A 25,341-nucleotide genomic window follows, 5' to 3' on the forward strand; every position below is an offset into this window, starting at 1 on the left:
CATGGCGATTATGGCCTTCGCTGTATTTTTAGTTACGATTATTTTTGTGATTTGGCAGCCAAAAGGTCTGTCGATCGGCTGGTCGGCTACGGTCGGTGCCATTGTTGCACTTCTTCTTAATGTCGTTACGCTTGATGATGTATGGACCGTAACCGGAATCGTTTGGAACGCCACATTAGCATTTGTAGCCATCATACTCATCTCTATTATTTTAGATGAAATTGGTTTCTTTGAATGGTCCGCCTTACATATGGCGAGGTTAGCCGGCGGAAACGGAAAGAAGATGTTTACGTATGTCATCCTTCTCGGAGCTGCAGTTTCAGCGTTCTTTGCAAATGACGGTGCAGCATTAATCCTGACACCGATCGTACTCGCTCAAGTGCGAGCACTTAACTTTAAAGAGTCCATGGTGTTGCCATTTATAATGGCTAGTGGATTTATTGCAGATACGACTTCCCTGCCTCTTGTTGTTTCAAACTTAGTAAACATCGTTTCGGCTGATTTCTTTAACATCGGGTTCGTTGAATACGCAAGCCGCATGATTGTCCCAAACTTCTTTTCCTTGATTGCAAGCATGCTTGTTTTACTTATCTTTTTCGGAAAAGACATTCCAGAGAATTATGATCTTTCACAGCTCAAACAACCGAAAGAAGCCATTCGTGATGAAAAGCTGTTCAAGTTGTCTTGGATCATTCTTGCTGTTCTTTTAATCGGGTACTTAACGAGTGAATTTATCGGCATACCCGTTTCCTTTATTGCTGGTGCAGCAGCGATTTTCTTTATTATTGCAGCTCGTAAAAGTCCAGCCATTCAAACAAAAAAAGTGGTTAAAGATGCACCATGGACTGTCGTTGTCTTCTCTATAGGTATGTATGTAGTCGTTTACGGACTTCGTAATGCCGGACTGACCGATATGCTTGGCAGTTGGATTCAGGTCATTGCCGATCAAGGGTTATTCGTTGCAACGATTGGGATGGGCTTCTTAGCCGCTGTATTATCATCGGTTATGAACAACATGCCTACTGTTATGATTGATGCTCTAGCAATTCAAGGAACGGAAACATCCGGTGTTATCCGTGAAGCATTGATTTACGCAAACGTTATCGGCTCGGACTTAGGACCAAAAATCACACCGATTGGTTCACTAGCCACACTTCTATGGCTACACGTGTTATCAAAAAAGGGGTAAAAATCACCTGGGGCTATTATTTCAAAATTGGAATTATCTTAACCGTCCCAACCCTTTTCATCACATTAACCGGCCTTTATTTATGGCTGATGATTATTTCATAAAAAGGAGAGTGCACATTATGATACAACGCATGCATGTCGCTGTTAACTGTACAGACTTAGAAAAATCTCTTGAATTCTATAAAAGCTTTTTTGGTTCAGAACCAACAAAAGTAAAAGACAATTATGCAAAATTTGAGCTTGATCAGCCTGCTCTTCATTTTTCTCTGAACGCTCGCCCATTTGCAAAAGATGGTGTACTTAATCATTTAGGATTTCAAGTAAACAACACAGAAGATGTTCTTGCCATGGGAGAAAGACTTCGAGAAGCAGGACTGCTCTTAATAGATGAGATGAACACCACATGCTGCTATGCTGTTCAAGACAAAGTATGGGTATACGACCCCGACGGCAACGCATGGGAGATTTTTTATACAAAAGAAGACTCTGAATTTGAATCAGCTGGAGATGCACGAGATCTATCATTATGTTGCGCACCTCCTCAACAGACTCAACCGATTACATTAGGTTTTACAAAGAAATAGCAAAAAAATCCCTCTGCATAACAAATATGCAAGGGATTTTTTATTGGATTAAAGGGTGGATAAGGCGACAATTTCTGCAATACGAATTATAATCTGGTCCCTATATTTATGATCACAGCTCATTACACATAACGTAATATAGTCTCTTTCAACTGCTCTTAGTCTGCCTTCGTAAGATTGATTTGCTGTATCCACCACGACCTGTCTCTCCAAAAGACGTTTTGCAGCTCTTCTGAAGTCTTTCACAACACTCACCTTCCCTATTTTGCACTGCAAACAAGGGGCTTTCTATACTATTACATGCAAAAAGTGAAAAAGAGACACGGACAAACACCCTGGGTACATGACTATTATTGGACAATCACGCATATTATGTAGAAATAATCATAGACAGGGATGAGTGCCATGTTTAAACGAACAGTAGCTATTTTCTTTGGCAGTGTCTTGCTTGGTATTGGCATCAATGGTTTCATTGTCCCTTTTCATCTATTGGATGGCGGGATGATAGGCATCAGTCTTCTCGTAAAATATGTATGGGGGTATAAAGTGGGTCTAACGATTATCATTTTAAGTATTCCCATCTACCTATTAGCGTGGAAACTGGAACGCCGTTACTTTATAAATAGCATACATGGATTGTTGGTGTCGTCTTTCATTATAGATTTTCTTTCACCGTTGAGTGGTGTGTTTTCTGTTTCTGTTATGGAAGGCTCCGTAATTGGAGGACTCTTTATTGGAACAGGTATCGGCTGGATGCTGAGACATGAAACGAGTACGGGTGGAACCGACTTGATCGCGCTCTTTTTATCACGCTGGTTTTCAATCAATGTAGGGATGGTCATCTTTTTGATAGATGCTGCGGTCATCATAGCGGGACTCTATGTAATGGGAGAAGGAATCCTATTCTACTCGCTTGTGACGATTCTTTCTGTGGGCTTTGCAACGATGACAATGACCCTCATCCGCTCGATCAATTTCTACAAAAGCGTCTAGGGGACTGACCCCCAACAATTTATTTCCCGCTTCATTTTACCGATCTGCTTCCGTGTGTTTGCTCAATTAACTGTACTGATAAATAACCTTTTCATTTTACTGCTTCTTGCAAACCGCATTATTTCCTTGAACGCTAAGACCACAATATGAAAGAGGACACGAAGTACGTGTTATCACGTACTTCGTGTCCTCTTTCTCCTCTTACACAAGTTCCCTATTATCCTAAAATATCTAACCAGATCTTCACAGATGTAGCAATGATAAGTGCTGCCAAAATAAATTGAAGAATCTTTGTATTTATCTTTTTACCGAACTGAGCACCAAGTGGTGATGCGATCAAGCTTGCTACAACCATGATTATAGCTGGCCATAACAATACTTGCCCAGTTGTGATTTTACCGATTGTTGCTCCAATTGAAGAAATAAAGGTAATCGCAAGTGATGTAGCAATCGTCATGCGGGTTGGTATTTTAAGAACCACCAGCATGATCGGTACGAGTATGAACGCTCCTGCTGCACCGACTACACCTGCTGCTACACCAACAATAAATGCTAATACAGCTGCAAGCCATTTATTAAATGTAACTTGGTCTAACGGAATATCATCTATACCCTTTTTAGGAATAAGCATCATAACAGCAGCAATCGTAGCTAATACAGCATAAACAACGTTAATCTGTCCTTCTGTCATAGCCTGTGACCCATATCCGCCAATAAAACTACCTAACAGAATGGCTCCACCCATATAAATAATCAGCGTCTTGTTTAAATAGCCGCCTTTACGATATGCCCATACTCCCCTATCGTAGCGAAGAATACCTGTACAGCACTAATCCCCGATACTTCATGAGCAGAGTATGCAGTGAAGCCTAGCATTGCTGGAATATATAAAAGCATTGGGTATTTAATGATTGATCCACCAATACCCACCATACCTGAAATAAAAGAACCTATAAAGCCAATTAGAAAGATTGTAATGATAAAAGTAAATTCCATGACTTCACCTCCCTAAACTGATGTTACTTAGATAAATAAGTTAATCTTAGACTCATCTGCATCAGCGAGGTAAGATGCTACACCTGCATAATCCAAACCATCGATAAGTTCATCTTGCGTAATACCCATTACATCCATAGACATCGTACACGCAACCATCTTCACATCAAGATCTTGAGCCATTTCAATTAGCTCTTTTAACGTTACGATGTTTTTCTTTTTCATCGTATACTTCATCATCTTGCCGCCTAAACCACCATAGTTCATCTTAGAAATGCCAAGCTTTTCAGGCCCACGCGGCATCATTTTCGCGAACATCTTATCCATAAACGTTTTATTTACATTTACATACTCTTCTTTTCTCAAGATGTTAAGTCCCCAGAACGTAAAGAACATTGTAACTTGTTTCCCCATTGCAGCTGCACCAGTTGCGATAATAAAACTCGCCATCGCTTTATCCAAATCACCGCTAAATACGACCATCGTTGATTTATTCTGTGTTTGTTCCATCATTGTAATCTCCTTTTCAGGAGCAGATACCTATACCTCTATAGATATCTGCTCGCTTAAAATTTTTAGTATTACCCTTTTTGAATATAGAACTTGAATACGCCGTCTTCTTCTTTGTGGTCTAATAATTCATGCCCTGAAGACTTTGACCAAGCCGATAAATCGTTTACTGCACCTTTATCTGTTGCAAGTACTTCCAAGATATCTCCGCTAGCAAGAGTATCCATAGTTTTTTTGTTTTTACGATTGGCATTGGGCAAGATAACCCTTTTGTATCTAATGTTTGTTTTACGTTCATTTGAAGAGCCTCCTAGTAATTTAAGTTTTTATTTATTCAGTGATCGCACAGCGGTTCGGACCAATTTCCATATCACGCTGTTCATCCGTTGAAGGATCCATTTTACCCATGTTTATTTCACGAATTTCTTGGTATGCGTTTGGCTGAGGCGGTAAGTTTTCTGTTACAGCCTTACGGAACTCATCTTCACTCTTAATGTTTAACCCTTCGTTCTTTTCAAATAACTCGCCTAGTGGAGCTGATACTGCACCCTTTTCATCCAGTTCGCTGATTTTACCAAAGTGAGCTGGCAATACGACAAGATCTTTTGAAAGATTCTTGTATTTGTTGTATAAAGAATCACGCAAATCACTCACCCAGTCCTCAGCTTTACCAGCAAGGTCTGGACGTCCGATTGAATCAACAAACAGAATATCTCCAGAAAGCAAGTATTGTTCGTCAACGATCATAGAAGTACTTCCAATCGTATGACCTGGCGTATAAATCGGCTGAATTTCGATTTTTGTATGACCGATCGTAATGTCTTTGCCTTCTTCTAATGCTTCATAAGAGAACGTTACCTCTTCAGCATCTTTTGGAGGCAGCCAGTAATTTGCCCCTGTTTTTTCAGCAAGACGGCGTCCGCCAGAAATGTGGTCAGCATGAAGGTGAGTATCAATCATGTGCTTAATTTCAATATTTTTTCTTTAGCAAAATCTTCATAAGCTTCAATTGTACGAGCAGAGTCAACGATTGCTGCTTCACCGTTTGATTCAACGAGATATGATAGGCACCCTTTACCAATACGGTTGAATTGATAGATAGATCCGCCATCTTTTAAGTCGCCGATCTTCACTGGCATCAAGTATTCGCTCCAAGCTTTCATACCGCCTTCAAGGTAATAAACATCTTTAATACCTGCTTCATCAAGCATCTCTGCCACCATTACAGAAGATCCTTCTTTCGCACAAACAACTAACACTTCTTCTTTTGGAAGGTGTTCCAATACATCCTCTACACCATCAATAAGATCGAAATACGGACGGTTGATCGACTCAATACCTTTACCTTCGATTTTCCAGTCTTTAAAATCACTTTCATTACGAACGTCTAGAATAAACATTTTGTCTTCTACAACACGTTTTGCTACTTCTTTAGCTGTTAATGCTTTAATCATTTTTCAAATACCTCCCCGGGTATAATTTTATTTAAAAAATTTTAATTAGATTCAGTTGTTCCAGTCCACTCAGACATTCCTGGTAAAACGTTTTTTACACGTTCAAAACCTTTTTCAGATAAAATTTGTGCAGCCATATCACTTCTCGAGCCAGTACGGCAAATAACATGGATTTCTTTGTTTTTATCAAGTGTGTCTAATTTGCTTTCAAGTTCTCCCAAAGGAATAGATACTGCCCCAGGTATACGTTTGAACTCATATTCTGCAGGTTCTCTAACATCAAGCAAAATCATGTCGTCTTTATTCTCTGCTATTGCTTTTTCTAACTCATCGTTTTGAATGGTATGTTCAAACTTAGCAGCTTCTTTTACTTCACCAGGGTTAGCTTTTCTTAAATAGTGCTTAAGAACATCCCCCTCTTCTTTCGTACCTAAATATTGATTTCCCGTATTTCTTGCCCATCCTTGAATATCAGCTAATGAACCTTTATCTGTAGCTTGAACTTCGATAACCTGACCCGCCTCAAGCTGATCCATCGCTTTTTTGTACGTACGATTGGCAATGGACAAGATAATCCCTTACAGTCTAAAACTTGATCCACTTTAATACTCATTAAAAAAACCTCCATTAAACTTATTAATTACATATACCCGTACCGGTATATAAACACTTAAAAAAATTTAGTTGTCCTTCTAATACCCATAGGGGTATATTAAATCCTAAAAGAGAATCTGTCAACAGACGATGCTTATGACAGATATTAGCGGCTTTTAACGAGAAGCTGTACGGCTTCTTTAACCAGATCGGAGTTCATTTGTTCTCCATTTTCCATTTGTTCACGTAAACACTGTTCCAGATTGGTGCCGACTATTAGACCAATCGTACGGTCAATAGCTGTACGTGAAGCAGACAATTGAGTAATGACAGCTTTACAATCTTGCTCTTCTTCTAACATACGCAACACTCCACGTATTTGCCCCTCAATTCTTTTTAAACGGTTTTTCATTTCTTGCGTGTACTCCATTTCAGCACCTCCTTAATTAAAATACCTATAGGGGTATACTACATCTCTTTTATTATCTTGTCAACCATTAGAAAAAAGAGGCTGTGAGGCATTGCCTTACAGCCATTCATTCTTTTTATTGTGCCACTTTTTGCATTCTTTCATGAACCAAATCCATGACTGCCTGTTTTAAGTTGAATAAGGCTGCGTCAGCTTTATCATTCGTATCGGCTTGAACACCAAAATAAAACTTTACTTTTGGCTCTGTACCTGATGGCCTTACACAGAACCAAGAACCATCTGACAGTTGATACTTAAGTACATTGGATTTCGGAAGATGAATGTCATTCTTTTCATCCTTCTCAACATCATACTGAACACTTGCCTTGTAATCTTCAGAAACCACCAATTTCTGGCCATTGATCTCAAGAGGCAAATCAGCTCTGAATCCTGCCAGTAAATTCTCGATTTGTTCAGCACCAGATTTCCCTTTCAATGTAAGTGACTCTAAATCCTCTTTGTAAAATCCGTGCTTTTCATAAACATCTGTTAACGCATCAAAAAGGGTTTTCCCTTGTTTTTTATAGAAAGCAGCCATTTCTGCTCCCATTAAACATGCTTGAACAGCGTCCTTGTCGCGTACGAAGTCTCCAATTAAAGAACCATAACTCTCTTCATATCCGAAAATAAAAGTATGTTTACCGCTCTTTTCGTATTCTTTGATTTTTTCACCGATAAATTTAAAACCTGTCAGGGTATCTTCACACGTTAATCCGTAAGATTCAGCAATCACTCGCCCAAGTTCAGAAGTTACGATCGTTTTAAAGACGATTCCTTTAGAACAAAGACTGCCTTTTTCCTCACGTTGAGAAAGAATGTACTCAATCATAAGTGCACCTGTCTGATTACCCGTTAGAATCTCATATTCACCGTCACTGTTTTTTGCAGCAATTCCAACTCGATCTGCATCCGGATCGGTAGCCATCAAGATATCAGCATTAACTTCTTTGCCATACTTAATAGCCAGTTCAAATGCAGCATGCTCTTCAGGATTTGGAGATTTTACAGTTGTGAAGTTTGGATCAGGCTGTTCTTGTTCTTTTACTACCGTTACGTTAGTAAATCCTAACTGTTCCAAACCTTTTCTTACAGGTAGGTTTGCTGTTCCATGAAGTGGCGTAAAAACAATGCTCAAGTCGTGCATCTCTTTGATCACTTCACGGTTTAAGCTGATTTTTGTTAGCTGTTCCATGTACGCTTTGTCGATTTCTTCACCGACTACTTGGATTAAGCCATTATTCTTCAACTCTTCTTCAGTCTTAACAGGTATGGATAACTCATCTTCAACCGCGTTTACCTTTTGAATAACTTCATCAGCCTCTTTTGGAGGTAGCTGACCACCGTCTGGACCGTATACTTTGTAGCCGTTATATTCCGGCGGGTTATGACTTGCTGTAACAACGATACCGCTATACGCTTTTAAATATCTAACGGCAAACGATAGTTCAGGGGTAGGTCTTAAGCTTTCAAATACATAAGCTTGAATTCCTTGTGAAGCTAATGTCTTAGCAGCTTCCATAGCAAATTCAGGAGATTGATGTCTGGAATCATAAGCAATCACAACTCCGCGCTTTTTTGCTTTCTCCCCTTGCTCTTCAATAAAGTGAGCGAGTCCTAATGAAGCTTTTCGAACGGTGTATGTGTTCATTCTGTTTGTACCTGGTCCGATTTCCCCGCGCATACCCCCGGTACCAAACTCTAGGTTTTTATAGAAGCAGTCTTCAAGTGCTGTCCTGTTTTCTTTCATTCCTTCTAATGCAGTTTTTAATGGTTGCTCAAGTTTTTCATTTTGAATCCACTTTTCATAAGTTGTCTCCCAGGACATAGTACTGCCTCCTTCTAGTTTATAAAAGTTATGTATGTTTTTTTATTAAGTTTCGATATGAATCGAGTTATTCCTGCCATATCTATTAAATACGGCCTTTATTATACCGCTTTCAGCACAAAAAATAAAATCTGGCAGGTAACCTTACGTTTGTTTGACATGATTCACGATATTTCCCGAGAAATAGAAAAAAGCGGCAAGTTCATCCACTCACCACTTTTCTTATCTTTATTTGCTTTTATCTTTTTGAACAACGCTATATAAATCTAACCGTCTGTCTCTGAGAAGAGTTACACTTCCTGTTTTACGCTGTCTTCTTAAGATTTCTAGGTCAACATCCCCTACTACAACCGTTTCAATGTTCGGATGACATTCTCCTACAATTCCGTCTCTTGGGAAAGAGAAATCGGACGGTGTGAAGATACCTGACTGGGCATATTGAATATCCATGTTTTCCACCTGTGATAAGTTACCCACTGTACCTGCAATTGCTGTATAAATTTCATTTTCTATCGCACGTGCTTGCGAACAATAGCGGACACGGAGGTATCCTTGTCGATCTTCTGTACAGAATGGTGTGAAGATAATCTTTGCACCTTGATCTGTCACGATACGTGAAAGCTCTGGGAATTCAATATCATAGCAAATCAGAATTGCAATCTTACCGCAATCTGTATCAAATACTTGTACTTTGTCCCCTGCCGTTATTCCCCACCATTTACGTTCATTCGGAGTAATATGAATCTTATACTGCTTATCGATCGTTCCATCACGACGGAACAAGTAAGCAACATTGTAGATATCCCCATCTTCTTCAACAAAGTGTGATCCACCTATGATGTTCACATTGTAACGTACTGCAAGATTCGTAAAGAGTTCAATGTATTGCTCTGTAAACTCTGTCAGCTTTCGAATCGCTAAGCTAGGACTCTTCTCTTCACAGAATGATAACAGCTGTGTTGTAAGAAGTTCAGGGAATACAGCGAAATCTGAACCTTGATCGGATGCCACATCTGTATAATATTCAACCTGTGTTGCAAAATCCTCAAAAGAATTGATCGTCTTCATCATGTATTGGATGGTCGTAATTCGAACAGGTTCACTTGTTTTAAAATACTTCTTCGTCTTATTAGGAATGTAATCAACGTTGTTCCACTCCATTAGTGTTGCATATGCGTTTGATTGTTTGTCATCAGGAAGATAGCTCTTGTTTAAACGCATCACTGTAAAACCATTCATCAATTGAAAGGTTAATACTGGATCGTAAATATTGTGCTGGATGACTTCTCTTACATATTCTCGAGGCGTCATTTCCTTAGAATGCTTATGATAATTGGGAATTCTCCCACCAAGAATGATACTTTTTAGATTCTTTTGTTCTGCCAGTTCTTTACGCGCTTCATAAAGACGAGCTCCAATTTTCATCCGGCGATATTCAGGATGAACCATAACTTCAATACCGTATAAATTAAATCCTTCTGGATCGTGGTTCGTAATGTAACCCTTGTCTGTTATCTCATCCCACGTATGTTTGTCATCATACTCGTCAAAGTTCAGCATTAAGCTCGAGCAGCTTCCAACTATCTTTCCTTCATACGTTACACAAAATTGGCCTTCAGGGAAAATACGAAGATGACTTTCTAACTGACCTCGTTCCCAAGGCTCCATGTTATCTGGAAAACAGATTTGCTGAAGTTCTAAAATCTCATCTATATCCTCAAACTCAATGTTGCGAAGTTCTATCTTTTTCTCAAATTTTGAAACATCGATCTCGCTCATTTTATCCACTCCTCTAACCTGCTTCGATATTCATTACTTCCAATTCTTCATCCGTTCATATAGTGTACCTGTAAAAATTCAAGCTCATTTCCATCTGAATCTGTAAAGCTTACTGTCATTCCGCCGCCCCTTTCTAAAGGGCCTCTCGTGATTTGTACGTTGTTCTTCTTAAGGTGTTTAACTGCTCTTGAGAAGTTTTCTTTATTAATTGAAAATGCAAAATGATCTACACCAGTTTGGTCTGTATTCATAGGTTTTGCATTTTTAATTTCAAGTAAACATAGCCAAGTTCCGCAGAAATCCAGGTATACATCTGTATTCCCTTTATGAACGATTTTAGCACCTAGAATATCTCTATAAAATTCCACTGACTTGCGTAGGTCTGAAACCCTTAAGGTAATGTGATTAATTCCGCATACTTCAATCATTGCTTATCTTGAATCTCAGCTTGCTCAATTAGTGCGGACAGTTTCATCTCTGCAATAGATTCCAACTGATAATCAACATCGCTAAAAGTCATATGCTTAGTTACGGGATTGGGGATCGCCACACAATACAGTCCCGCTTTCTTAGCAGCAACTGATCCATTAACAGAGTCTTCAAAAGCGATGGCTTCATTTGGTTCTACGCCTAACGCTTTTACTGCCTCAACATAAAGAGCAGGATCAGGTTTAACGTTTTCAACATCATCTGCCGTTTTGATAACTTCAAAATGGTGCATTAAACCGCTTCTTCCAAGATGCTCTTCTACCCATTTTCGTGATGAACTAGAGGCTAGTCCAATCTTTAATCCAAGCTCTTTTGCAGCTTCAAGATAATCCTCAATACCAGGTAGCGGCTTTTGCTCTGAAATCAAGGCAAGGGCACGTTCTGTCTTCTTTGCTCTTAACTTCTCATGATCTAGCTTCTTGTTGATTTGCCTCTCTAAATATTCGTACGGATTAAAGTCAGAGTGGGTACCGATACACTCTCCCCAAACTTCTAATGGCAGATCGCTTCCATGTTCCTGATACAATTCTTGAAAAGCATTGTAATGCTGAGTTTCTGTATCGAGAATTGTTCCATCAAAATCAAATACAAGTGCTTTGATCACGGTAACCCCATCCCATCTATATGCGTTTTATCCTATTTTCTTAAACTTTTCATAAAGACGCAAGAAAACCGTTTTTTCAAAGGCTGTTTTCGCATACATTGTTGTTCTTGGAAGTAGTTGATTTCCGTTCCAGGACGCTCGCTTTCCGCGGGGCGTGCGGTGAGCCCTAGCCGTAGTCTCACAACTTGCACTCCAATCAACTTTTCAATGAAGAGAATAAACAGACATAAAAGCAACAAATCTTTAGAGATGAGCCATTATTAATGAAGGACATTTGTTCTAAACATGATTTTCTTCCCATTGCTCGTTGCGATGATTGCACCAAGCTGGTCTGTGCGATAGACTGTCATCTTCCGGTTATCCAACCGATACAGCACTTCTTTTGATGGGAATTGATACGGATTATTCCGTCCAACTGAAATAACTGCTGTTTTTGCTTTTACTTTTTTCAAGAATTCCATGGACGTACCTGTATTAGCACCATGATGTCCTAACTTGATAACATCCGCTTTATAGCCGCCACGGCTCAGAATCTCTTTCTCTTCCGCTGCTCCTGCATCTGCCATCAAAAGAAAATTCTTTTTGCCATGCTTAATTTTTATTACTGCTGAGTAATCATTGATATGTTTGTAATACGATCCTTTTGGAGCCAGCATTTCAACTTTCACAGAAAAACCCATCTTAAAATTAACTCCTGCTTTCGCTCGATCAACAGGAATTTGTTTTTCGTTTATCACACGAAAGAGATCGTGGTAATATTTCGTATCGTACGGAAGGTTTGGCATGTACAAAACACTGACTGGGAATTCGCGAATGACATCGTCCAATGATCCAATGTGGTCATGATGAGGATGAGTTGCGACAACGATATCAAGGTGAGTCACACCTTCTCTCTTTAAGTACGTGATAATCTCTTCAGCATCATCTTCATCTCCTCCATCAATCAGCATCGTTTGGCCATTAGGAGCTTGAATCAGTATACAGTCAGCTTGCCCTACATCTAAAAAGTGAATGGTTAGCGGATCAAACCAGTCTGCATGAGCCTTTTGCGGCACTGCCATTACTATCAGCAACACGCTCAAACAGAACGCTGCTAACCTTTTAGTTGTTTTCAAATCTCACACCCCTTAAGTTCATTTTTCGTCCATAAAACCTATCCTTAGTTATATGTAATTCTGCTGATTTCAACAACAAAACCCGCTATCCAATACATGGATGCGGGCGTTTTGTTTTTTTTGTGAATTGTTGTTTCTAAAAGCTCTTTTCAAATGTTGCTTGGAATGCTATCAAAATGCTCTCTTCTAAAAGATTGATGCTATTGAGTCACTTAAGTTATTTTCTTCATCGACAAGTTGATCGGAGTGTAAGATGCGAGACTCCTGCGGGACAGGCGGGCAGGTGAGACACTTAAGAGTGAAACGTACGAATGTGGCTCACCGCCTGCCCCGCGGAAAGCGAGCATCTGTAACGGAGATCAACTTCTGCCCAAGGCATCAATGATAAGCATTCTTAAGCATTAATTTCATTTTTCTTAAAAAAGCTCTTCATGGCATGATAAACATCCGCTTTTTCTTTTAATATATAATGATTAAACTTCGGATTATCCATATTCTTATACACACTCATCAATGTAGAATGACGGTTATATGCGTTCACTTCGCCATAGCCAAACATGTTGGAGTGTTCCATAATCTGTTGAACGAGTTTCACGCACCTAGCATTATCACTCGTTAAGTTATCACCATCTGAAAAGTGAAACGGGTAGATGTTATAACGGCTTGAAGAGTATTTCGTCTCGATCAGTTCAAGAGCTTTCCGATAAGCAGATGAACATATCGTTCCGCCGCTTTCGCCTTTATTAAAGAAATCTTCTTCAGAAACAACTTTTGCTTCCGTATGGTGTGCGATAAATTCAATCTCTACTTTTTCATACTTCGAACGCAGAAAACGTGTCATCCAGAAAAAGAAACTTCGCGCCATATACTTTTCCCAAATGCCCATCGATCCAGACGTATCCATCATGGCTAATACGACAGCCTTGGATTCTGGTTTTACGACTTCGTTCCATGTTTTAAAACGAAGATCGTCATTATGGATAGGTGCTACACTCGGCTTACCAACTAATGCATTCCGCTTAAACGCAGTTAAGATGGTCCTCTTCTTGTCTACATTACCCATAAGTCCTTTTTTACGAACATCGTTAAACTCAATCTTTTCTAACACGATCTGGTCTTGTTCTTTTTGTTTAAGATTAGGCAGTTCCAATTCTTTAAAAAGCATCTCTTCCAATTCTAAAATGGAAACCTCTGCTTCTGCATAATCCACACCGGGTTTATCGCCTGCTGGTCCTTTTCCTTTTCCAGCTCCGCTTTGTCCGGCACGTCCATCTCTGGCTACTACATCCCCCACCTGGCTATCTCCGTCACCTTGGCCTACGTGCTTGTTTTTGTCGTAGTTGTATCGGATTTTGTATTCATCCATCGAACGGATTGGAATTTTAATGACGTCACGTCCGTTGGATAAAATGATATTTTCTTCGCTTATCAAATCCGGCAAGTTGTTTTTAATGGCTTCCTGCACTTTTTCCATATGCCTTTGATGATCTTGATATCCTTTTCGGTGGAGGGACCAGTTTTCCTGAGACACAACAAAATTGTTCTTATCCGGTTCACTCATTGCTAATCCCCTCCAGAGCAGCAAGATTCAATGCTGCTTTTTCTTGATCAACCCAGGGCATATCTTGTATTTACTAATCAGCTTTTATCAGAAAAAAGGGTTGGTTACTCTATCATATGCACGTACTCCTTATAATTGCTAAACTTTCACGATAAAAAAAGCCCTCTTTTCTAAAAAAGAAAAGAAGGCCTGTGGTGTTATTTTTTGTATTCCTTTTTGTCGTGCTGCTGGGGATCTGGCGTTTTCCCGCTCTTGCGTACTTCTTCGTTCGTTGAAACATGTTCCATTATTTTTCCATGTTCTTTCATTTCTTCAAAATTGGATACCATTGAACTGTTTTTGCGTTTAGGTTCGTTATTTTGTTTTGTCATAGGGATTCACCTCTTACAGAAAATTTTCCCCATTTATTCCTTTTTAAAACCATTAAAAACTTTCATCTCATCCACCGGCCAATAACGGATGTTTGCTTCTCCTACAATATCCGTCATCTCGACAAAGCCAATATGGCGACTGTCGATGCTATGCAGCCTGTTATCACCAAGTACGAAAATCTTGCCTTTTGGAACGGTGTCATGTCCGGTAATTTCTTCGAGTGTGAAGTTGCCCGTCAATGTCCGATTACCAGCAAACCGCTTAAATTCTTGGAGGTAAGGTTCCGCTACTGCCTTGTTGTTGATATACAGTTTGTCATCTTTGTACGCAATATGATCTCCAGGCAGGCCGATTACTCGTTTTATATAATCCTCTTTCGGGTTTGCTTTAAACACAATAAGGTCGAACCGTTCTGGATTTCCGATTTCATAGCCAATCTTATTGATGATCAACCGATTGCCATTTTGAATGGTAGGCATCATCGACTCACCGTATACGACATATTGTTCAATCAAAAACTTTTTTATAATAATAGCTAGAATAAGTGCAACTCCAATTGCTTTAATCCAATCTACTAATCCATTTCTTTCTTTTCGAGCCGAGCTCATACAGCTCACTTCCTTTAGTTAGCTTATTAGTATCAATTTACCATTTTTAAATAAGTAAATACAAGTTCAATTATTTTTATCATAAACATGATCGATGATTTCTTTTGAGAATTTGTTTAGTTTTCCCCGTTTTTTGTAAAAAAACACACCCTGACAGCCTTTTATCGGGTCCAGGGTGTGTTTCGTTATTTTATCGGTTCAGCAAACTACCTACATATCTTAGTAGTTCGTTGGCACTAGTTGAATTGTAGCCATGTTCATCAACTAAGCGTGCGATAACTTCATTAATCTTTTTCAGTTGTGACTCATCAGGCGTTTTGGAAGACGTTGTAATTTTTACAACATCTTTAAGATCAGCAAACAATTTCTTCTGAATCGCTTCTCTTAGGCGCTCATGAGAATTATAGTCAAATTTCTTTCCTTTTCTCGCATAAGCCGAGATTCGAATTAATATTTCTTCTCGGAACGCTTTCTTAGCATTTTCTGAAATCCCGATTTGTTCTTCAATCGATCTCATTAACTTTTCATCAGGACTCATCTCTTCACCAGTAAGCGGATCACGTAGCTTGTTTTTGTTGCAATACGCCTCCACATTGTCCAGATAATTATCCATAAGCGTTTTTGCTGACTCTTCATACGAGTAAACAAACGCTTTTTGTACTTCCTTCTTCGCAATATCATCGTACTCTTTACGAGCTGCCGAGATAAAGTTAATAAACCTCTCTTTATCTTCCTTCGATATGGATGCATGATGATCAAGCCCGTCTTTTAATGAACGTAGAACATCTAAGGCGTTGATAGAAGGTGTTTCTTTACGAATAATGGCTGAAGAAATACGGTTAATGACATACCGCGGATCAATACCTGACATGCCCTCATCGGAGAACTCTTTTTCAATTCCTCGAGATCCACATGATTGAACCCTTCAACAATTTCCCCATCATACAATCTCATCTTCTTTAACAGATCCATTCCTTGTTTCTTTGAATCTTTCAGGCGTGTCAGTACGGAGAATGTGGCTGCCACCCTTAACGCGTGTGGTGCAATGTGAACATGCGACATGTCACTCTCAGAAATCATTTTTGCATAAATCTTCTCTTCTTCTGAAACTTTTAAGTTATACGGTACACCCATCACGATAATTCTGGAGTGCAGCGCTTCATTTTTCTTGTTCGCGATAAATGATCTGTACTCCGATTCATTCGTATGAGCTACGATAAGCTCATCAGCCGAAATCAGCGCGAATCGGCCAGCTTTGAAGTTGCCTTCTTGTGTGAGTGAAAGAAGATGCCATAAGAACTTCTCATCACACTTCAGCATTTCCTGAAACTCCATCATCCCTCGGTTCGCTTTGTTCAGCTCACCATCAAAACGATAGGCACGAGGATCAGATTCAGATCCATATTCAGCAATTGTTGAGAAGTCAATGCTTCCCGTTAAGTCAGCAATATCTTGTGACTTCGGATCAGATGGACTGAACGTTCCAATCCCGGTTCGCTTGTCTTCAGAGAAAAAGACGCGTTCTACCATTACATCTTCAATGCGATTATCATATTCATGTTCTAGCCTCATCGTATTTAGCGGTGACAAGCTTCCTTCAACACGAATGCCATAATCATTATAAAACTCTTTTCTTAGGTGCTGCGGAATAAGATGAAGCGGATCTTCATGCATCGGACACCCTTTGATTGCATAAACCGCTCCCGCAGGTGTTTTTGTGTATTGCTCCAGTCCTCTTTTTAACATCGTAACTAAAGTGGATTTACCACCGGATACTGGCCCCATTAACAACAATATACGTTTACGGACATCAAGGCGTTTAGCGGCAGGATGAAAATACTCTTCAACAAGTCGTTCGATCGATTCTTCTAAACCAAAAATTTGATCGCTGAAAAAATGATACACCTTTTGACCATTCTTCTCTGAAATTCCAGCATCTTTGATCATGTTGTATACTCTTGAATGCGCAGACTGGGCAACAAATGGCCGATCTCGTAAAATATCAAGGTATTCAGCGAAGGTACCTTCCCAGGCTAAACGCTGTTCTTCTTCACGATGCAGTTGGATTCTCGATAAAATATCCATGAGTACCTCCTTGATTGTATTGGCTCCATCAAGTGTTAATCTACTCTATGCGGGGATGTCCGTAATCATTCTGTTTGAATAGTGATTTTTATTTAAAAAAGGAAGAATTTCTATTATCACTTTCATGGTAAAATATGTTTATCATTGTGATTTGAAACGGAGAAAGCCATATGAATCAGAAGCTTGGCCTTGTCGCGGTGCTCTTTTTACTGAGCGTCGTGTTCTTTTCATTTATTGGATTGAGAAATGAATACGAAAACTATATTCCGTTTCAAAAAGCTGTTCAAACGCTTGCTAAGGTAGAAAGCATTGACCTTGATGAGAACAGTCGCCTCCTCGACCGAAACGGAAACCTACTTTACGAGTTCAGAGGTGAAGAAAGTCGTATTTATCTGACGTATAAAGAAATTCCTGAAAAGGTCCGCCAAGCGTTTATCGCTACCGAGGATCAATATTTCTTACAGCATCATGGGATAGACGGAAAGGCGATTGCTCGCGCGTTTATTGCCAACTCAACAGACGGTGGCATCCAGCAAGGCGGTAGCACGATTACACAGCAGCTATCCCGCAATCTCTTTTAACGCATGAACGTACATATGACAGGAAATTAAAAGAATTACTCATCTCTTATCGAATTGAGCAACAGTTAACGAAAGAGGAGATCCTGGAGCTTTATATAAACACGATCTATTTTCAAAATGGTGTATACGGTATAGAAAAAGCGAGCCGCTATTACTTTAATAAACCCGCTAAGGAGCTTACATTAGGGGAAACTGCACTGCTTGCAGGAATTCCAAACAATCCTGAACTAAATAATCCCCTAACAAAGCTCGACAACACAAAGAAACGTCAAAAATGGATTTTAGAGAAAATGAAAGAACAAAGTTTTATTGATGAAGAATTGTATGCTGCCGCAGTTAAACAACCGATTAAATTAAATGTTTCACAGCAGGTTGTTCCCTTTCCTGAAATCGTTGGTTACGTAAAAGAAGAACTGCTGAGCTTATTGGCGGAGGCTCCAGGTAATAAGGGATTGACGAAAGATGCGCTTATGCGGAAGCGAGATGAGCTATTAAGAAGCGGTGTTGTGGTTGAAACTTCATTAGATCCCCTACTGCAGAAAGAAGCTTTGCAGGCTGTAAATAAGCGCTTGCCATATCACAATGTGGAAGGGTCCGTCGTTGTTGTGGATCATGCTTTGAAACAGATTGTCGCCATGATTGGCGGAAAGAATGTTGGTTTAGAAGAATTCAACCGTGCCTATCAAGCAAAGCGGCAGCCAGGATCTTCTATTAAACCTATTCTCGCTTATGCACCCTATGTTGATGTGTATGGCGCAAAACCGCATTCTCTCATTTCAGCAGCACGAATTTGTGAAGGTAATTATTGTCCAAACAACTATGGCGAGGCGTCTTATGGGACTGTCTCATTAAAACGCGCGATGGCCCGTTCAATTAATACAGCAGCTGTCCGAGCTCTTAAGAAAACAGGTGTTGAGAAGGCTTTTTCGTATATAGAGCGCTTTGAATTTTCGTCCGTTACGCGAGAAGATCATCAGCTCGCAAGTGCACTCGGCGGTTTTTCGAGAGGCTTTTCTCCGCTTGAACTGACAAGTGCATATACGACTTTTAATTCTGATGGGACTTATGTTAAACCTAGATTGATAACCTCTGTAAAGGACAAGAGCGGAAAGGTTTTATATGCATGGAGTGAGCAGCCTGTTAGAGTGTGGAGCGAGAAAACGAATACCGTGATGCGGGATATGCTTGAGGAGGTTACGCTTTCTGGAACAGCAAAGGATGCACGCTTTTCTGGCTCTTCCTATATTGGTGGAAAGACCGGAACGACAAACGACGTGAGGGATCTTTGGTTTGTAGGGCTGACGGATCGTTATACGGCTGGCGTTTGGGTAGGCCGAGATACACCGAGCAGCCTTCAATCGATTGAGGGATTGTCTCCAGAAGTGATGATATGGCGGGATATTATGATCAAAGCACATCAGAAATGAATGAAGAAACCCTGTCACTAGTTGAGCGACAGGGTTTTTAGCGGGAACTTGGGTACTTATAAAACGCCATACTAAAGAAATTGTGGCTATTTCCGCGAGTTTCCATGATATACCCGCGAATCTACAATATTCGACAACTCTATGTAATCGCCGCCACGAACGCATTATATAAACGCATCACCGTGTAAACGACAAGCAAACCGAAGCCAGTCCAAAAGAACAAATGCATAAATACCATGCCGATGATGCCGACTGTGGTTAAGCTCGCACCAATCCGCAATAAAAGATAAAAGAAATACACAAGTGATGCCGCAACAAACACTATACATATAAGCAGAAGCGAGTGGTTTAAGATTATCGCAAGCATTCCGCCAGCAAAAAAGAACCATCCCCCGCTCTTTCCCTGCTGCAGCAGCGTTCCTTCCGAATCACTCGAGAAAAAAACAAACTTAAGTGAGTCAGTGTATCCGATAATAGTTTTAGAGCGGCAAACCCCATAAAGAACAATAAAAATAAACAAAAGCCGACAGACAGGTGAATCACATGATCCGCAAACAGCTCCTGCATTCCTTGATAAACGCCAAAGTATTTCAGCTTATCGATTAAAAGTCTTTCAAAATAAATGGCAAAACCAGAGCTGAACAGGATAATTGAAAACAGCGGAAGATACCCTGTCATATAAACGTTTTTCTTCATTAGCGCAACACGAATCCCCTCAAAATGTTAAATCTTCGCAGAAATGCATTCCCATGAAAACCGTTTTCATTTATAATGAGTAGAGAGAATGGAAAGAATAAGACTACTTTCAAAGGAGGAGTTCAAATGGATTTTATCCTCATCCTACTCGTGATGCTCGCCTTCCTGACTGCAATCTTTACAGCAGGCTATAACGATCGTCCTGGAAAAAACTAATCCATATACATATGGAAGTAAAAACGTCCCTTTCCATAAAAGGACGTTTTTTTATTTCCACTGTTATTCTATTTCAACTCTCCAAAATTTTGCTGACGCAGAGCTTCATAGATTAAGATCGCTGCTGTATTCGATAAGTTCAATGAACGAATGTGTTCATTCATCGGAATGCGCAGACATCTTTCCATGTTCGCATCAATTACTTCCCGAGGTAGCCCCTTCGTTTCTTTTCCAAAAACAAAAAAGACATCCTTCTCTGAATCCGAGTAATCAAAATTTGAGTATGTTTGTTCACCAAATTTGGTTATATAATAAAACTCACCGTCTGGATATTCATTATAAAAGGCATCCAAAGAATCATGATGAAACAATTTTACATGCTCCCAATAATCAAGTCCGGCACGCTTTAAGTATTTGTCTTCCAAAGAAAAACCGAGTGGATGAATCAAATGCAAGTGTGCGCCCGTCCCAGCACATGTACGCGCAATATTTCCTGTGTTCGCAGGAATCAACGGTTCAAATAATACAACATGTATAGCCAAAAAGCTCACCTCAAAAACAATATTCCAACAAGTACTTATTATAGCACTTTTTTAGGAATATCACTCTTTAGAAGGCAAGCTTTCCTCTTAAAGAATATGAAAAAATTTATATTGAATACGCTTCGTGTACGCTGTTGAATCTTCATAGCCCCAGTACCGCATTCTGCTGTTTGTTGTATGTGCATTAACGAGCGGTTCACCTGTAGGGTCCTTTGCCACCACGATTGTCGTGTGCTGATAATGTCCGTCACCATCAAAGTCATAGCAAATCACATCTCCCGGCAATAGAAGATGAGCTGCGGATTTTTCTTGTGCCTGTAGACTTGATTTAGAGCCGCTCAAATACCACCTAAGTGCATTGGCAACTGACCAGCTGTAGCTCCATGAATTGTTTCGCATCCACCAGCCTTTAGACTTAATGGATTGAGATGTCATGGGAATTCCGCCAGCATGCAGGCTTTGTGATATATAGTTCGTGCAATCATTTTCAAATGACTTATAGGTAGGATTGAACGTATTCCACCATCGCTCCGCGTAACGAACAGCAGCTAACCTGTCATATCCGCCTTTCGTTGGGGAGATCGATTCATTTTCGCGCTCGATCTTCGGCAGTTCACGATAATTCCCTTCAACGTTAACCGGTTCATCACTTTTCATATCACCATCTTGAAAAACGGCTCGTCGTTCCTGTGACATCTCTTCCACGTAAAAATCAAATCCGTGTTTAATTAAGAAGCTATAATGAACCAAATAATCCACTTGAACTTTGTCTTCCGATTCTGTCGTTCGCAAGACACTTCCGTTCGTTTGATTGTTCACGATAAACGCATTTCTATCGGTATACATTTGTTTTTTACGTATAAAGCTTTCTTGTTCTTCTCGTAAAAAGAAGCCTCTTCCATCTGCATCTGCATGAATCATCCATTGGGATTGGTTTTGAATATAAGCTTTAAGTGTTTCCATCCACATCAGACATCCCTCCTGCTTCTACTAACATATGAGTGAGATGTCAAAAAAAGAACCCTTTAAGGGCTCTAGGATGTCTTCTTGCAGCTATTCTGTTCGATCGATAATAAAATTTCTTTTTGTCTAATCCCCCGCCGTATCCTACAAGTGCTCCATTGCTTCCAATGACACGATGACACGGAATAAAAACCGGTACAGGATTCTGGTTATTCGCGCTTCCGACAGCACGAACGGCCTTAGGAGCCCCAATCCCTTGAGCGACTTCCTTATATGAACAAGTGACACCATAAGGAATACTCGTAAGCTGGTTCCATACCTTTTTTGAAATACGGTACCAAATAAATCGTAGTTCACGCTAAACTCATGCAGATTGCCTGCAAAGTACGCATGTAATTGTTGAATGGCATCTTCCAAATATTCAGGAGAACGGATCAGTTCACCCTTTATAAAATGTTTAGCCATCCATGAACGTAAAGATGGAAGGTTATCCTCCATTGAACCAAAATCGAGACGGCAGATTCCGTTCTCCGTTGCAATGATTGTTAACGGTCCGATTACGCTTTCCATTTCTTCGTAATAGAGTAACGTTTTAATCTGACACATAATTATCCCTTCTTTTCATTACTTGACCTTACTATATCGGACACTTCAAACATATGCGATTACGAAATTTCTTGATTTCGAACCATTTTAAGTCCCTTTTCAATCTCTAGCGCAACCAAATCGTCTTTTTCGCGCTCTTTTGCAGATAATAGTTCCAATTCCGCACCATCTCCGCCAATCTTACCAATTGCCCACGCTGCAGTTCCTCTTATTACAGGTCTAGGGTCATGGTTTAATAAGTTCACCAGATCTGGTATAGCTGTTTTATCTTTAAAATGAGCTAAAGCGATAATCGCATTTCGCTGAATCGGTTTTTTCCTCTCCAACTGCCAGATACATAACCGAATTTATCTTTAAACTCTCTATTGCTCATAGACAATAACGGTTTTAATAATGGCTTTGCAATCTCTGGGTCAGGCTCCATTTCAACATGATGGTGAAAATCTTTTCCCTTATTTTCAGGACATACGGTCTGACATGTATCACAGCCATATAGCCGATTGCCTAATTTGTCTCTATATTGGTCAGGCAGGAAATCTTTTGTTTGAGTTAGAAAAGCAATACACTTAGACGAATCAAGCTGTCCTCCTTGCACGAGTGCACCTGTTGGACATGCTTCAACACATTTATTGCATGAACCACATTGATCTTCCATTGGAGTGTCCGCAGGAAACCCAATGTTTGTGATCATTTCACCGAGATACATATAAGAACCAAACTCAGGAGACATGATCGCACAGTTTTTTGCACTCCATCCGATCCCGGCTCTCTCAGCAACAGCTCGGTCTGACAGTTCACCCGTATCTACCATTGATTTCACTTTCGCTTCTGGAACTTTTTCTATAATAAAAGCCTCCAGCAATGAGAGCTTTTCTCTTAATATATGGTGGTAATCTTTCCCCCATGATGCCCTGCAAAAAATACCTCTTCGTTCTCCCTTAGTACTTCTCGGGGCATTTTTCATTTTGGAGGGATATGCTAGAGCGATAGATATGATGCTTGAAGCACCCGAAAGCAGCCGTTCAGGCTCTGTTCTTTTTTCAATATCACTTTCTTCAAACCCTGATTGATAGCCAAGGTCCTGCTGTAATCGGAGACGTTCTTTGAGCTCACCAAAAACATCTGCATGTGCGAAGCCAATTTTGTCAATTCCGATTTCTTTACTATATGCAACAATCTCTTCCTTCAACTGGGCACTTGTCACGCATATCCCTCCTTTACATTTATTTTCCACACTTATGATAAACTACAATTATATATAAATCAGAAACGGGGTTCGATGATGATCACAATTTCTCCAAAAATAAACGAACTTGTCCCGAATTTTAAAATAGGCACAATTACATACCATAATATCGCGATTAGCGAGTCACCGCAAATGATAAAGGGGAGATTCCAGCTATTTACAGAATCACTGCGACTTGAAGAAAAAACCGCTCCGGATTACCCTGGTGTTGCCGAGTATCGCTCTGTCTTTAAAACGCTGGGCACTGATCCTTCACGGTATCGCCCCGCTTCAGAAGCATTGCTGCGCCGTGTGTTAAGCGGCAAGGATCTCCCACCGATCAATTCTGGGGTAGATGTTAATAACTTCTTCTCCATCCGTTTCGGAATTCCAATCGGTCTATACAATCTAGATCAGATCAAGGGTGATGTGGAGATTCGTATTGGCCGTGCAGAAGATTCATATGAGGGCTTGAACGGGCGTGAGATGAATATGGAAGGAAAATTGCTGTCTGCAGACTCTGTTGGTGCATTTGGCAGTCCGATTGTCGATTCGAAGCGTACGATGGTGGACGAGAGCGTTAAGAATGCTCTGCATATCGTGTATTTGCAGCCATCTATGGATGTAAGTGAAGCTAAGGAACTATTGGAATCTATGGCTAAAATGTTCACTCAAGTAAATGGGGGTACTGCTGAGATACAGGTGATTTAAACAGATGTTTGAATGTTGTGACTGATGGCTCATTATGTCAAATTATGTAGGATCGTCAATAAAACATGAATACTTGTCAATATAATGAGTGAATTGGTGAATATATCTTGTGAAAATTTCAATAAAACATGTAAACTCATCAATATATTTTCAAAACGAGCTCAACAAAAAAATGCAGGGCTTCATTGGATCAACGAAGCCCTGCATTAAAACCTACAACTAACTTGTTCTATATATAAGCAGCAAGTAGGACATTTATGACAAGTTCTTTTGAACAATTTTAAAAATTCGGTACCGCCAAACTCCAATTTTATTCTACAAGCGTGTATTTCACGGACAACGTAGCTTCAATCTCGTCACCCTCATCCAGTTCAAACACATATTCAGGAAGGAACATATCGTCTCCTCTTCCTAAAATGATGTTCACTTTACTTCCCCCGTTTACAAAGTAATTACCAAATCCGTTAACTGGCTCTACTTTATAGCGCCCGGGCGGTATATCTTTCCCCGCTTGAAAAACGCCAGCAACTAAAGTTCTAGGTTCCTTCTTTTTGCAAGTATGCCTTTATTTAACCTATCAAGTTCACTTTGCTTATTTGCGATCTCACCGCTGATTTTTTTAAATGCACCATTCTTTTCTTCAACTTGACTGACTAACGCATCCACTTCTCATTATGCTTTTTATCCTCGGCTCTTTTCTAAAGGATTGTTGCTTTTTTATCTTTTTTTATTTCTTCTTTGAACAGTTGATTGTAGTGGAAGGTGTGAGACTCCTGCGGGACAGGCGGGCAGTCCGAAAAGTGGAAGTGGCTCGTTCAGCCCCGACAAGCAAAAGCTGAATGGGCTAGCAAGGCGCACTTTGCCTTGTGGACCATTTAACTTTTGACCTCGAGGGGCTAGCCACTGCAACTAGACAGGTGAGACACTTATACGTGAAACGTACGAATGTGGCTCACCGCCTGCCCCGCGGAAAGCGAGCAGCCTGAAACGGAAATCAACTACTTTCGAAAGCAACAATGAATACGAAAACGGCCTTACCCAAAATAAAAACCCCTTAAATCAGGGGCATATGGATAAGACTATAGGTAACGAAATAATACAAGGATAGAAAATATTAAAAGAATTAGCATAATAAGCAGTAATCG

At 40.0% G+C, this 25,341-nt stretch carries 21 protein-coding genes and 10 pseudogenes; 7 read left to right on the plus strand and 24 right to left on the minus strand.

Annotated elements, in window-relative coordinates:
* Position 1: 1 nt before the first annotated feature.
* Together ACEWFH_RS20250 and ACEWFH_RS20255 are read left to right on the plus strand one after the other, a co-directional pair.
* Positions 2 to 1,293 (plus strand): annotated as a pseudogene (locus ACEWFH_RS20250) (arsenic transporter).
* Positions 1,294 to 1,313: 20 nt separating this feature from the next.
* Positions 1,314 to 1,775 carry an ArsI/CadI family heavy metal resistance metalloenzyme gene (locus ACEWFH_RS20255; protein ID WP_473727376.1) on the plus strand — a complete coding sequence of 154 codons (462 nt, stop codon included), beginning with the start codon at positions 1,314 to 1,316 and terminating at the stop codon, positions 1,773 to 1,775.
* Positions 1,776 to 1,823: 48 nt separating this feature from the next.
* Here ACEWFH_RS20255 and ACEWFH_RS20260 read toward each other — a convergent pair whose 3' ends face one another.
* Positions 1,824 to 2,021 carry a DUF2642 domain-containing protein gene (locus ACEWFH_RS20260; protein ID WP_473725446.1) on the minus strand — a complete coding sequence of 66 codons (198 nt, stop codon included), beginning with the start codon at positions 2,019 to 2,021 and terminating at the stop codon, positions 1,824 to 1,826.
* Positions 2,022 to 2,180: 159 nt separating this feature from the next.
* On the opposite strand from ACEWFH_RS20260, the gene ACEWFH_RS20265 reads away from it, so the two are divergent.
* Complete coding sequence (locus ACEWFH_RS20265) at positions 2,181 to 2,768, plus strand: YitT family protein (RefSeq protein WP_473725447.1); 588 nt, start codon at positions 2,181 to 2,183, stop codon at positions 2,766 to 2,768.
* Positions 2,769 to 2,985: 217 nt separating this feature from the next.
* Here the strand turns inward: ACEWFH_RS20265 and ACEWFH_RS20270 are convergent.
* The 11 genes and pseudogenes from ACEWFH_RS20270 to ACEWFH_RS20320 form a co-directional block, all read right to left on the minus strand.
* Positions 2,986 to 3,764: pseudogene (locus ACEWFH_RS20270) on the minus strand (sulfite exporter TauE/SafE family protein).
* Positions 3,765 to 3,791: 27 nt separating this feature from the next.
* The gene (locus ACEWFH_RS20275) at positions 3,792 to 4,277 is read right to left on the minus strand and encodes a DsrE/DsrF/DrsH-like family protein (protein WP_473725448.1); all 486 of its coding nucleotides are present in this window, start codon (positions 4,275 to 4,277) and stop codon (positions 3,792 to 3,794) included.
* 68 nt (positions 4,278 to 4,345) lie between these two features.
* Positions 4,346 to 4,572 (minus strand): annotated as a pseudogene (locus ACEWFH_RS20280) (sulfurtransferase TusA family protein).
* A gap of 32 nt (positions 4,573 to 4,604) precedes the next feature.
* Positions 4,605 to 5,728 (minus strand): annotated as a pseudogene (locus ACEWFH_RS20285) (MBL fold metallo-hydrolase).
* A 41-nt stretch (positions 5,729 to 5,769) separates the two neighbouring features.
* A pseudogene (locus ACEWFH_RS20290) lies at positions 5,770 to 6,341 on the minus strand (sulfurtransferase TusA family protein).
* A gap of 147 nt (positions 6,342 to 6,488) precedes the next feature.
* On the minus strand, positions 6,489 to 6,752 hold the full coding sequence (locus ACEWFH_RS20295; protein ID WP_473725449.1) for a metal-sensitive transcriptional regulator: 264 nt from the start codon (positions 6,750 to 6,752) through the stop codon (positions 6,489 to 6,491).
* Between the two features lie 115 nt (positions 6,753 to 6,867).
* Positions 6,868 to 8,616, minus strand: a complete 1,749-nt coding sequence (locus tag ACEWFH_RS20300) for a phospho-sugar mutase (RefSeq protein WP_473725450.1) — start codon at positions 8,614 to 8,616, stop codon at positions 6,868 to 6,870.
* Between the two features lie 228 nt (positions 8,617 to 8,844).
* Positions 8,845 to 10,395, minus strand: a complete 1,551-nt coding sequence (locus tag ACEWFH_RS20305; protein WP_473725451.1) for a GNAT family N-acetyltransferase — start codon at positions 10,393 to 10,395, stop codon at positions 8,845 to 8,847.
* Between the two features lie 33 nt (positions 10,396 to 10,428).
* Positions 10,429 to 10,820, minus strand: a pseudogene (locus ACEWFH_RS20310) (VOC family protein).
* On the minus strand, positions 10,820 to 11,488 hold the full coding sequence (locus ACEWFH_RS20315; RefSeq protein ID WP_473725452.1) for an HAD family hydrolase: 669 nt from the start codon (positions 11,486 to 11,488) through the stop codon (positions 10,820 to 10,822). The pseudogene ACEWFH_RS20310 and the gene ACEWFH_RS20315 overlap by 1 nt, the downstream one beginning before the upstream one ends.
* Before the next feature lie 260 nt (positions 11,489 to 11,748).
* Positions 11,749 to 12,603, minus strand: coding sequence for a ComEC/Rec2 family competence protein (locus ACEWFH_RS20320; protein WP_473725453.1), 855 nt, complete (start codon positions 12,601 to 12,603; stop codon positions 11,749 to 11,751).
* A gap of 253 nt (positions 12,604 to 12,856) precedes the next feature.
* Here ACEWFH_RS20320 and ACEWFH_RS20325 point away from each other — a divergent pair, with 253 nt between their 5' ends.
* Entirely contained in the window at positions 12,857 to 12,988 is a 132-nt protein-coding gene (locus tag ACEWFH_RS20325) for a hypothetical protein (RefSeq protein WP_473725454.1), read from the plus strand.
* A 9-nt stretch (positions 12,989 to 12,997) separates the two neighbouring features.
* On the opposite strand, the gene yhbH is transcribed toward ACEWFH_RS20325, so the two are convergent.
* The 4 genes and pseudogenes from yhbH to ACEWFH_RS20345 form a co-directional block, all read right to left on the minus strand.
* The gene (yhbH, locus tag ACEWFH_RS20330) at positions 12,998 to 14,164 is read right to left on the minus strand and encodes a sporulation protein YhbH (protein WP_473725455.1); all 1,167 of its coding nucleotides are present in this window, start codon (positions 14,162 to 14,164) and stop codon (positions 12,998 to 13,000) included.
* Positions 14,165 to 14,361: 197 nt separating this feature from the next.
* Positions 14,362 to 14,535, minus strand: coding sequence for a hypothetical protein (locus ACEWFH_RS20335; RefSeq protein ID WP_473725456.1), 174 nt, complete (start codon positions 14,533 to 14,535; stop codon positions 14,362 to 14,364).
* 33 nt (positions 14,536 to 14,568) lie between these two features.
* Positions 14,569 to 15,144, minus strand: coding sequence for a signal peptidase I (gene lepB, locus ACEWFH_RS20340; protein WP_473725457.1), 576 nt, complete (start codon positions 15,142 to 15,144; stop codon positions 14,569 to 14,571).
* A gap of 190 nt (positions 15,145 to 15,334) precedes the next feature.
* Positions 15,335 to 17,229 (minus strand): annotated as a pseudogene (locus ACEWFH_RS20345) (PrkA family serine protein kinase).
* A 170-nt stretch (positions 17,230 to 17,399) separates the two neighbouring features.
* On the opposite strand from ACEWFH_RS20345, the pseudogene ACEWFH_RS20350 reads away from it, so the two are divergent.
* Positions 17,400 to 18,046 (plus strand): annotated as a pseudogene (locus ACEWFH_RS20350) (transglycosylase domain-containing protein); the annotation flags it as partial.
* A gap of 54 nt (positions 18,047 to 18,100) precedes the next feature.
* Entirely contained in the window at positions 18,101 to 19,237 is a 1,137-nt protein-coding gene (locus tag ACEWFH_RS20355) for a transglycosylase domain-containing protein (RefSeq protein WP_473727377.1), read from the plus strand.
* Between the two features lie 139 nt (positions 19,238 to 19,376).
* Here the strand turns inward: ACEWFH_RS20355 and ACEWFH_RS20360 are convergent, their stop codons facing one another.
* The 7 genes and pseudogenes from ACEWFH_RS20360 to queG form a co-directional block, all read right to left on the minus strand.
* A complete protein-coding gene (locus tag ACEWFH_RS20360; protein ID WP_473725458.1) occupies positions 19,377 to 19,604 on the minus strand; it encodes a DUF5366 family protein in 228 nt (75 codons plus the stop codon).
* The gene (locus ACEWFH_RS20365; protein ID WP_473725459.1) at positions 19,592 to 19,933 is read right to left on the minus strand and encodes a DUF5366 family protein; all 342 of its coding nucleotides are present in this window, start codon (positions 19,931 to 19,933) and stop codon (positions 19,592 to 19,594) included. The genes ACEWFH_RS20360 and ACEWFH_RS20365 overlap by 13 nt, the downstream gene beginning before the upstream one ends.
* Positions 19,934 to 20,217: 284 nt before the next feature.
* Positions 20,218 to 20,691 carry a tRNA (uridine(34)/cytosine(34)/5-carboxymethylaminomethyluridine(34)-2'-O)-methyltransferase TrmL gene (trmL, locus tag ACEWFH_RS20370; protein WP_473725460.1) on the minus strand — a complete coding sequence of 158 codons (474 nt, stop codon included), beginning with the start codon at positions 20,689 to 20,691 and terminating at the stop codon, positions 20,218 to 20,220.
* An 87-nt stretch (positions 20,692 to 20,778) separates the two neighbouring features.
* Positions 20,779 to 21,660 (minus strand): amidase domain-containing protein, encoded by an 882-nt coding sequence (locus tag ACEWFH_RS20375; RefSeq protein WP_473725461.1) that lies wholly within the window; start codon positions 21,658 to 21,660, stop codon positions 20,779 to 20,781.
* A 40-nt stretch (positions 21,661 to 21,700) separates the two neighbouring features.
* Positions 21,701 to 21,997, minus strand: a complete 297-nt coding sequence (locus ACEWFH_RS20380; RefSeq protein WP_473727378.1) for a methylated-DNA--[protein]-cysteine S-methyltransferase — start codon at positions 21,995 to 21,997, stop codon at positions 21,701 to 21,703.
* Positions 21,998 to 22,059: 62 nt separating this feature from the next.
* A pseudogene (locus ACEWFH_RS20385) lies at positions 22,060 to 22,260 on the minus strand (methylated-DNA--[protein]-cysteine S-methyltransferase); the annotation flags it as partial.
* 59 nt (positions 22,261 to 22,319) lie between these two features.
* A pseudogene (gene queG, locus ACEWFH_RS20390) lies at positions 22,320 to 23,464 on the minus strand (tRNA epoxyqueuosine(34) reductase QueG).
* A 75-nt stretch (positions 23,465 to 23,539) separates the two neighbouring features.
* On the opposite strand from queG, the gene ACEWFH_RS20395 reads away from it, so the two are divergent.
* Complete coding sequence (locus tag ACEWFH_RS20395) at positions 23,540 to 24,196, plus strand: B3/B4 domain-containing protein (protein WP_473725462.1); 657 nt, start codon at positions 23,540 to 23,542, stop codon at positions 24,194 to 24,196.
* Positions 24,197 to 24,724: 528 nt separating this feature from the next.
* On the opposite strand, the gene ACEWFH_RS20400 is transcribed toward ACEWFH_RS20395, so the two are convergent.
* Entirely contained in the window at positions 24,725 to 24,862 is a 138-nt protein-coding gene (locus tag ACEWFH_RS20400; protein ID WP_473725463.1) for a hypothetical protein, read from the minus strand.
* Positions 24,863 to 25,341: the final 479 nt, after the last annotated feature.

It is taken from the genome of Fictibacillus sp. EA-CB0309 (assembly GCF_055814265.1).

Coding starts and splice junctions, on each gene's coding strand:
- ACEWFH_RS20265 (WP_473725447.1), top strand. CDS start 2,181: ATGTTTAAACGAACAGTAGCTATTTTCTTTGGCAGTGTCTTGCTTGGT.
- ACEWFH_RS20275 (WP_473725448.1), bottom strand. CDS start 4,277: ATGATGGAACAAACACAGAATAAATCAACGATGGTCGTATTTAGCGGT.
- ACEWFH_RS20295 (WP_473725449.1), bottom strand. CDS start 6,752: ATGGAGTACACGCAAGAAATGAAAAACCGTTTAAAAAGAATTGAGGGG.
- ACEWFH_RS20300 (WP_473725450.1), bottom strand. CDS start 8,616: ATGTCCTGGGAGACAACTTATGAAAAGTGGATTCAAAATGAAAAACTT.
- ACEWFH_RS20305 (WP_473725451.1), bottom strand. CDS start 10,395: ATGAGCGAGATCGATGTTTCAAAATTTGAGAAAAAGATAGAACTTCGC.
- ACEWFH_RS20325 (WP_473725454.1), top strand. CDS start 12,857: ATGCGAGACTCCTGCGGGACAGGCGGGCAGGTGAGACACTTAAGAGTG.
- yhbH (WP_473725455.1), bottom strand. CDS start 14,164: ATGAGTGAACCGGATAAGAACAATTTTGTTGTGTCTCAGGAAAACTGG.
- ACEWFH_RS20335 (WP_473725456.1), bottom strand. CDS start 14,535: ATGACAAAACAAAATAACGAACCTAAACGCAAAAACAGTTCAATGGTA.
- lepB (WP_473725457.1), bottom strand. CDS start 15,144: ATGAGCTCGGCTCGAAAAGAAAGAAATGGATTAGTAGATTGGATTAAA.
- ACEWFH_RS20355 (WP_473727377.1), top strand. CDS start 18,101: ATGAAAGAACAAAGTTTTATTGATGAAGAATTGTATGCTGCCGCAGTT.
- ACEWFH_RS20360 (WP_473725458.1), bottom strand. CDS start 19,604: ATGCTTGCGATAATCTTAAACCACTCGCTTCTGCTTATATGTATAGTG.
- ACEWFH_RS20365 (WP_473725459.1), bottom strand. CDS start 19,933: ATGAAGAAAAACGTTTATATGACAGGGTATCTTCCGCTGTTTTCAATT.
- ACEWFH_RS20375 (WP_473725461.1), bottom strand. CDS start 21,660: ATGTGGATGGAAACACTTAAAGCTTATATTCAAAACCAATCCCAATGG.
- ACEWFH_RS20395 (WP_473725462.1), top strand. CDS start 23,540: ATGATGATCACAATTTCTCCAAAAATAAACGAACTTGTCCCGAATTTT.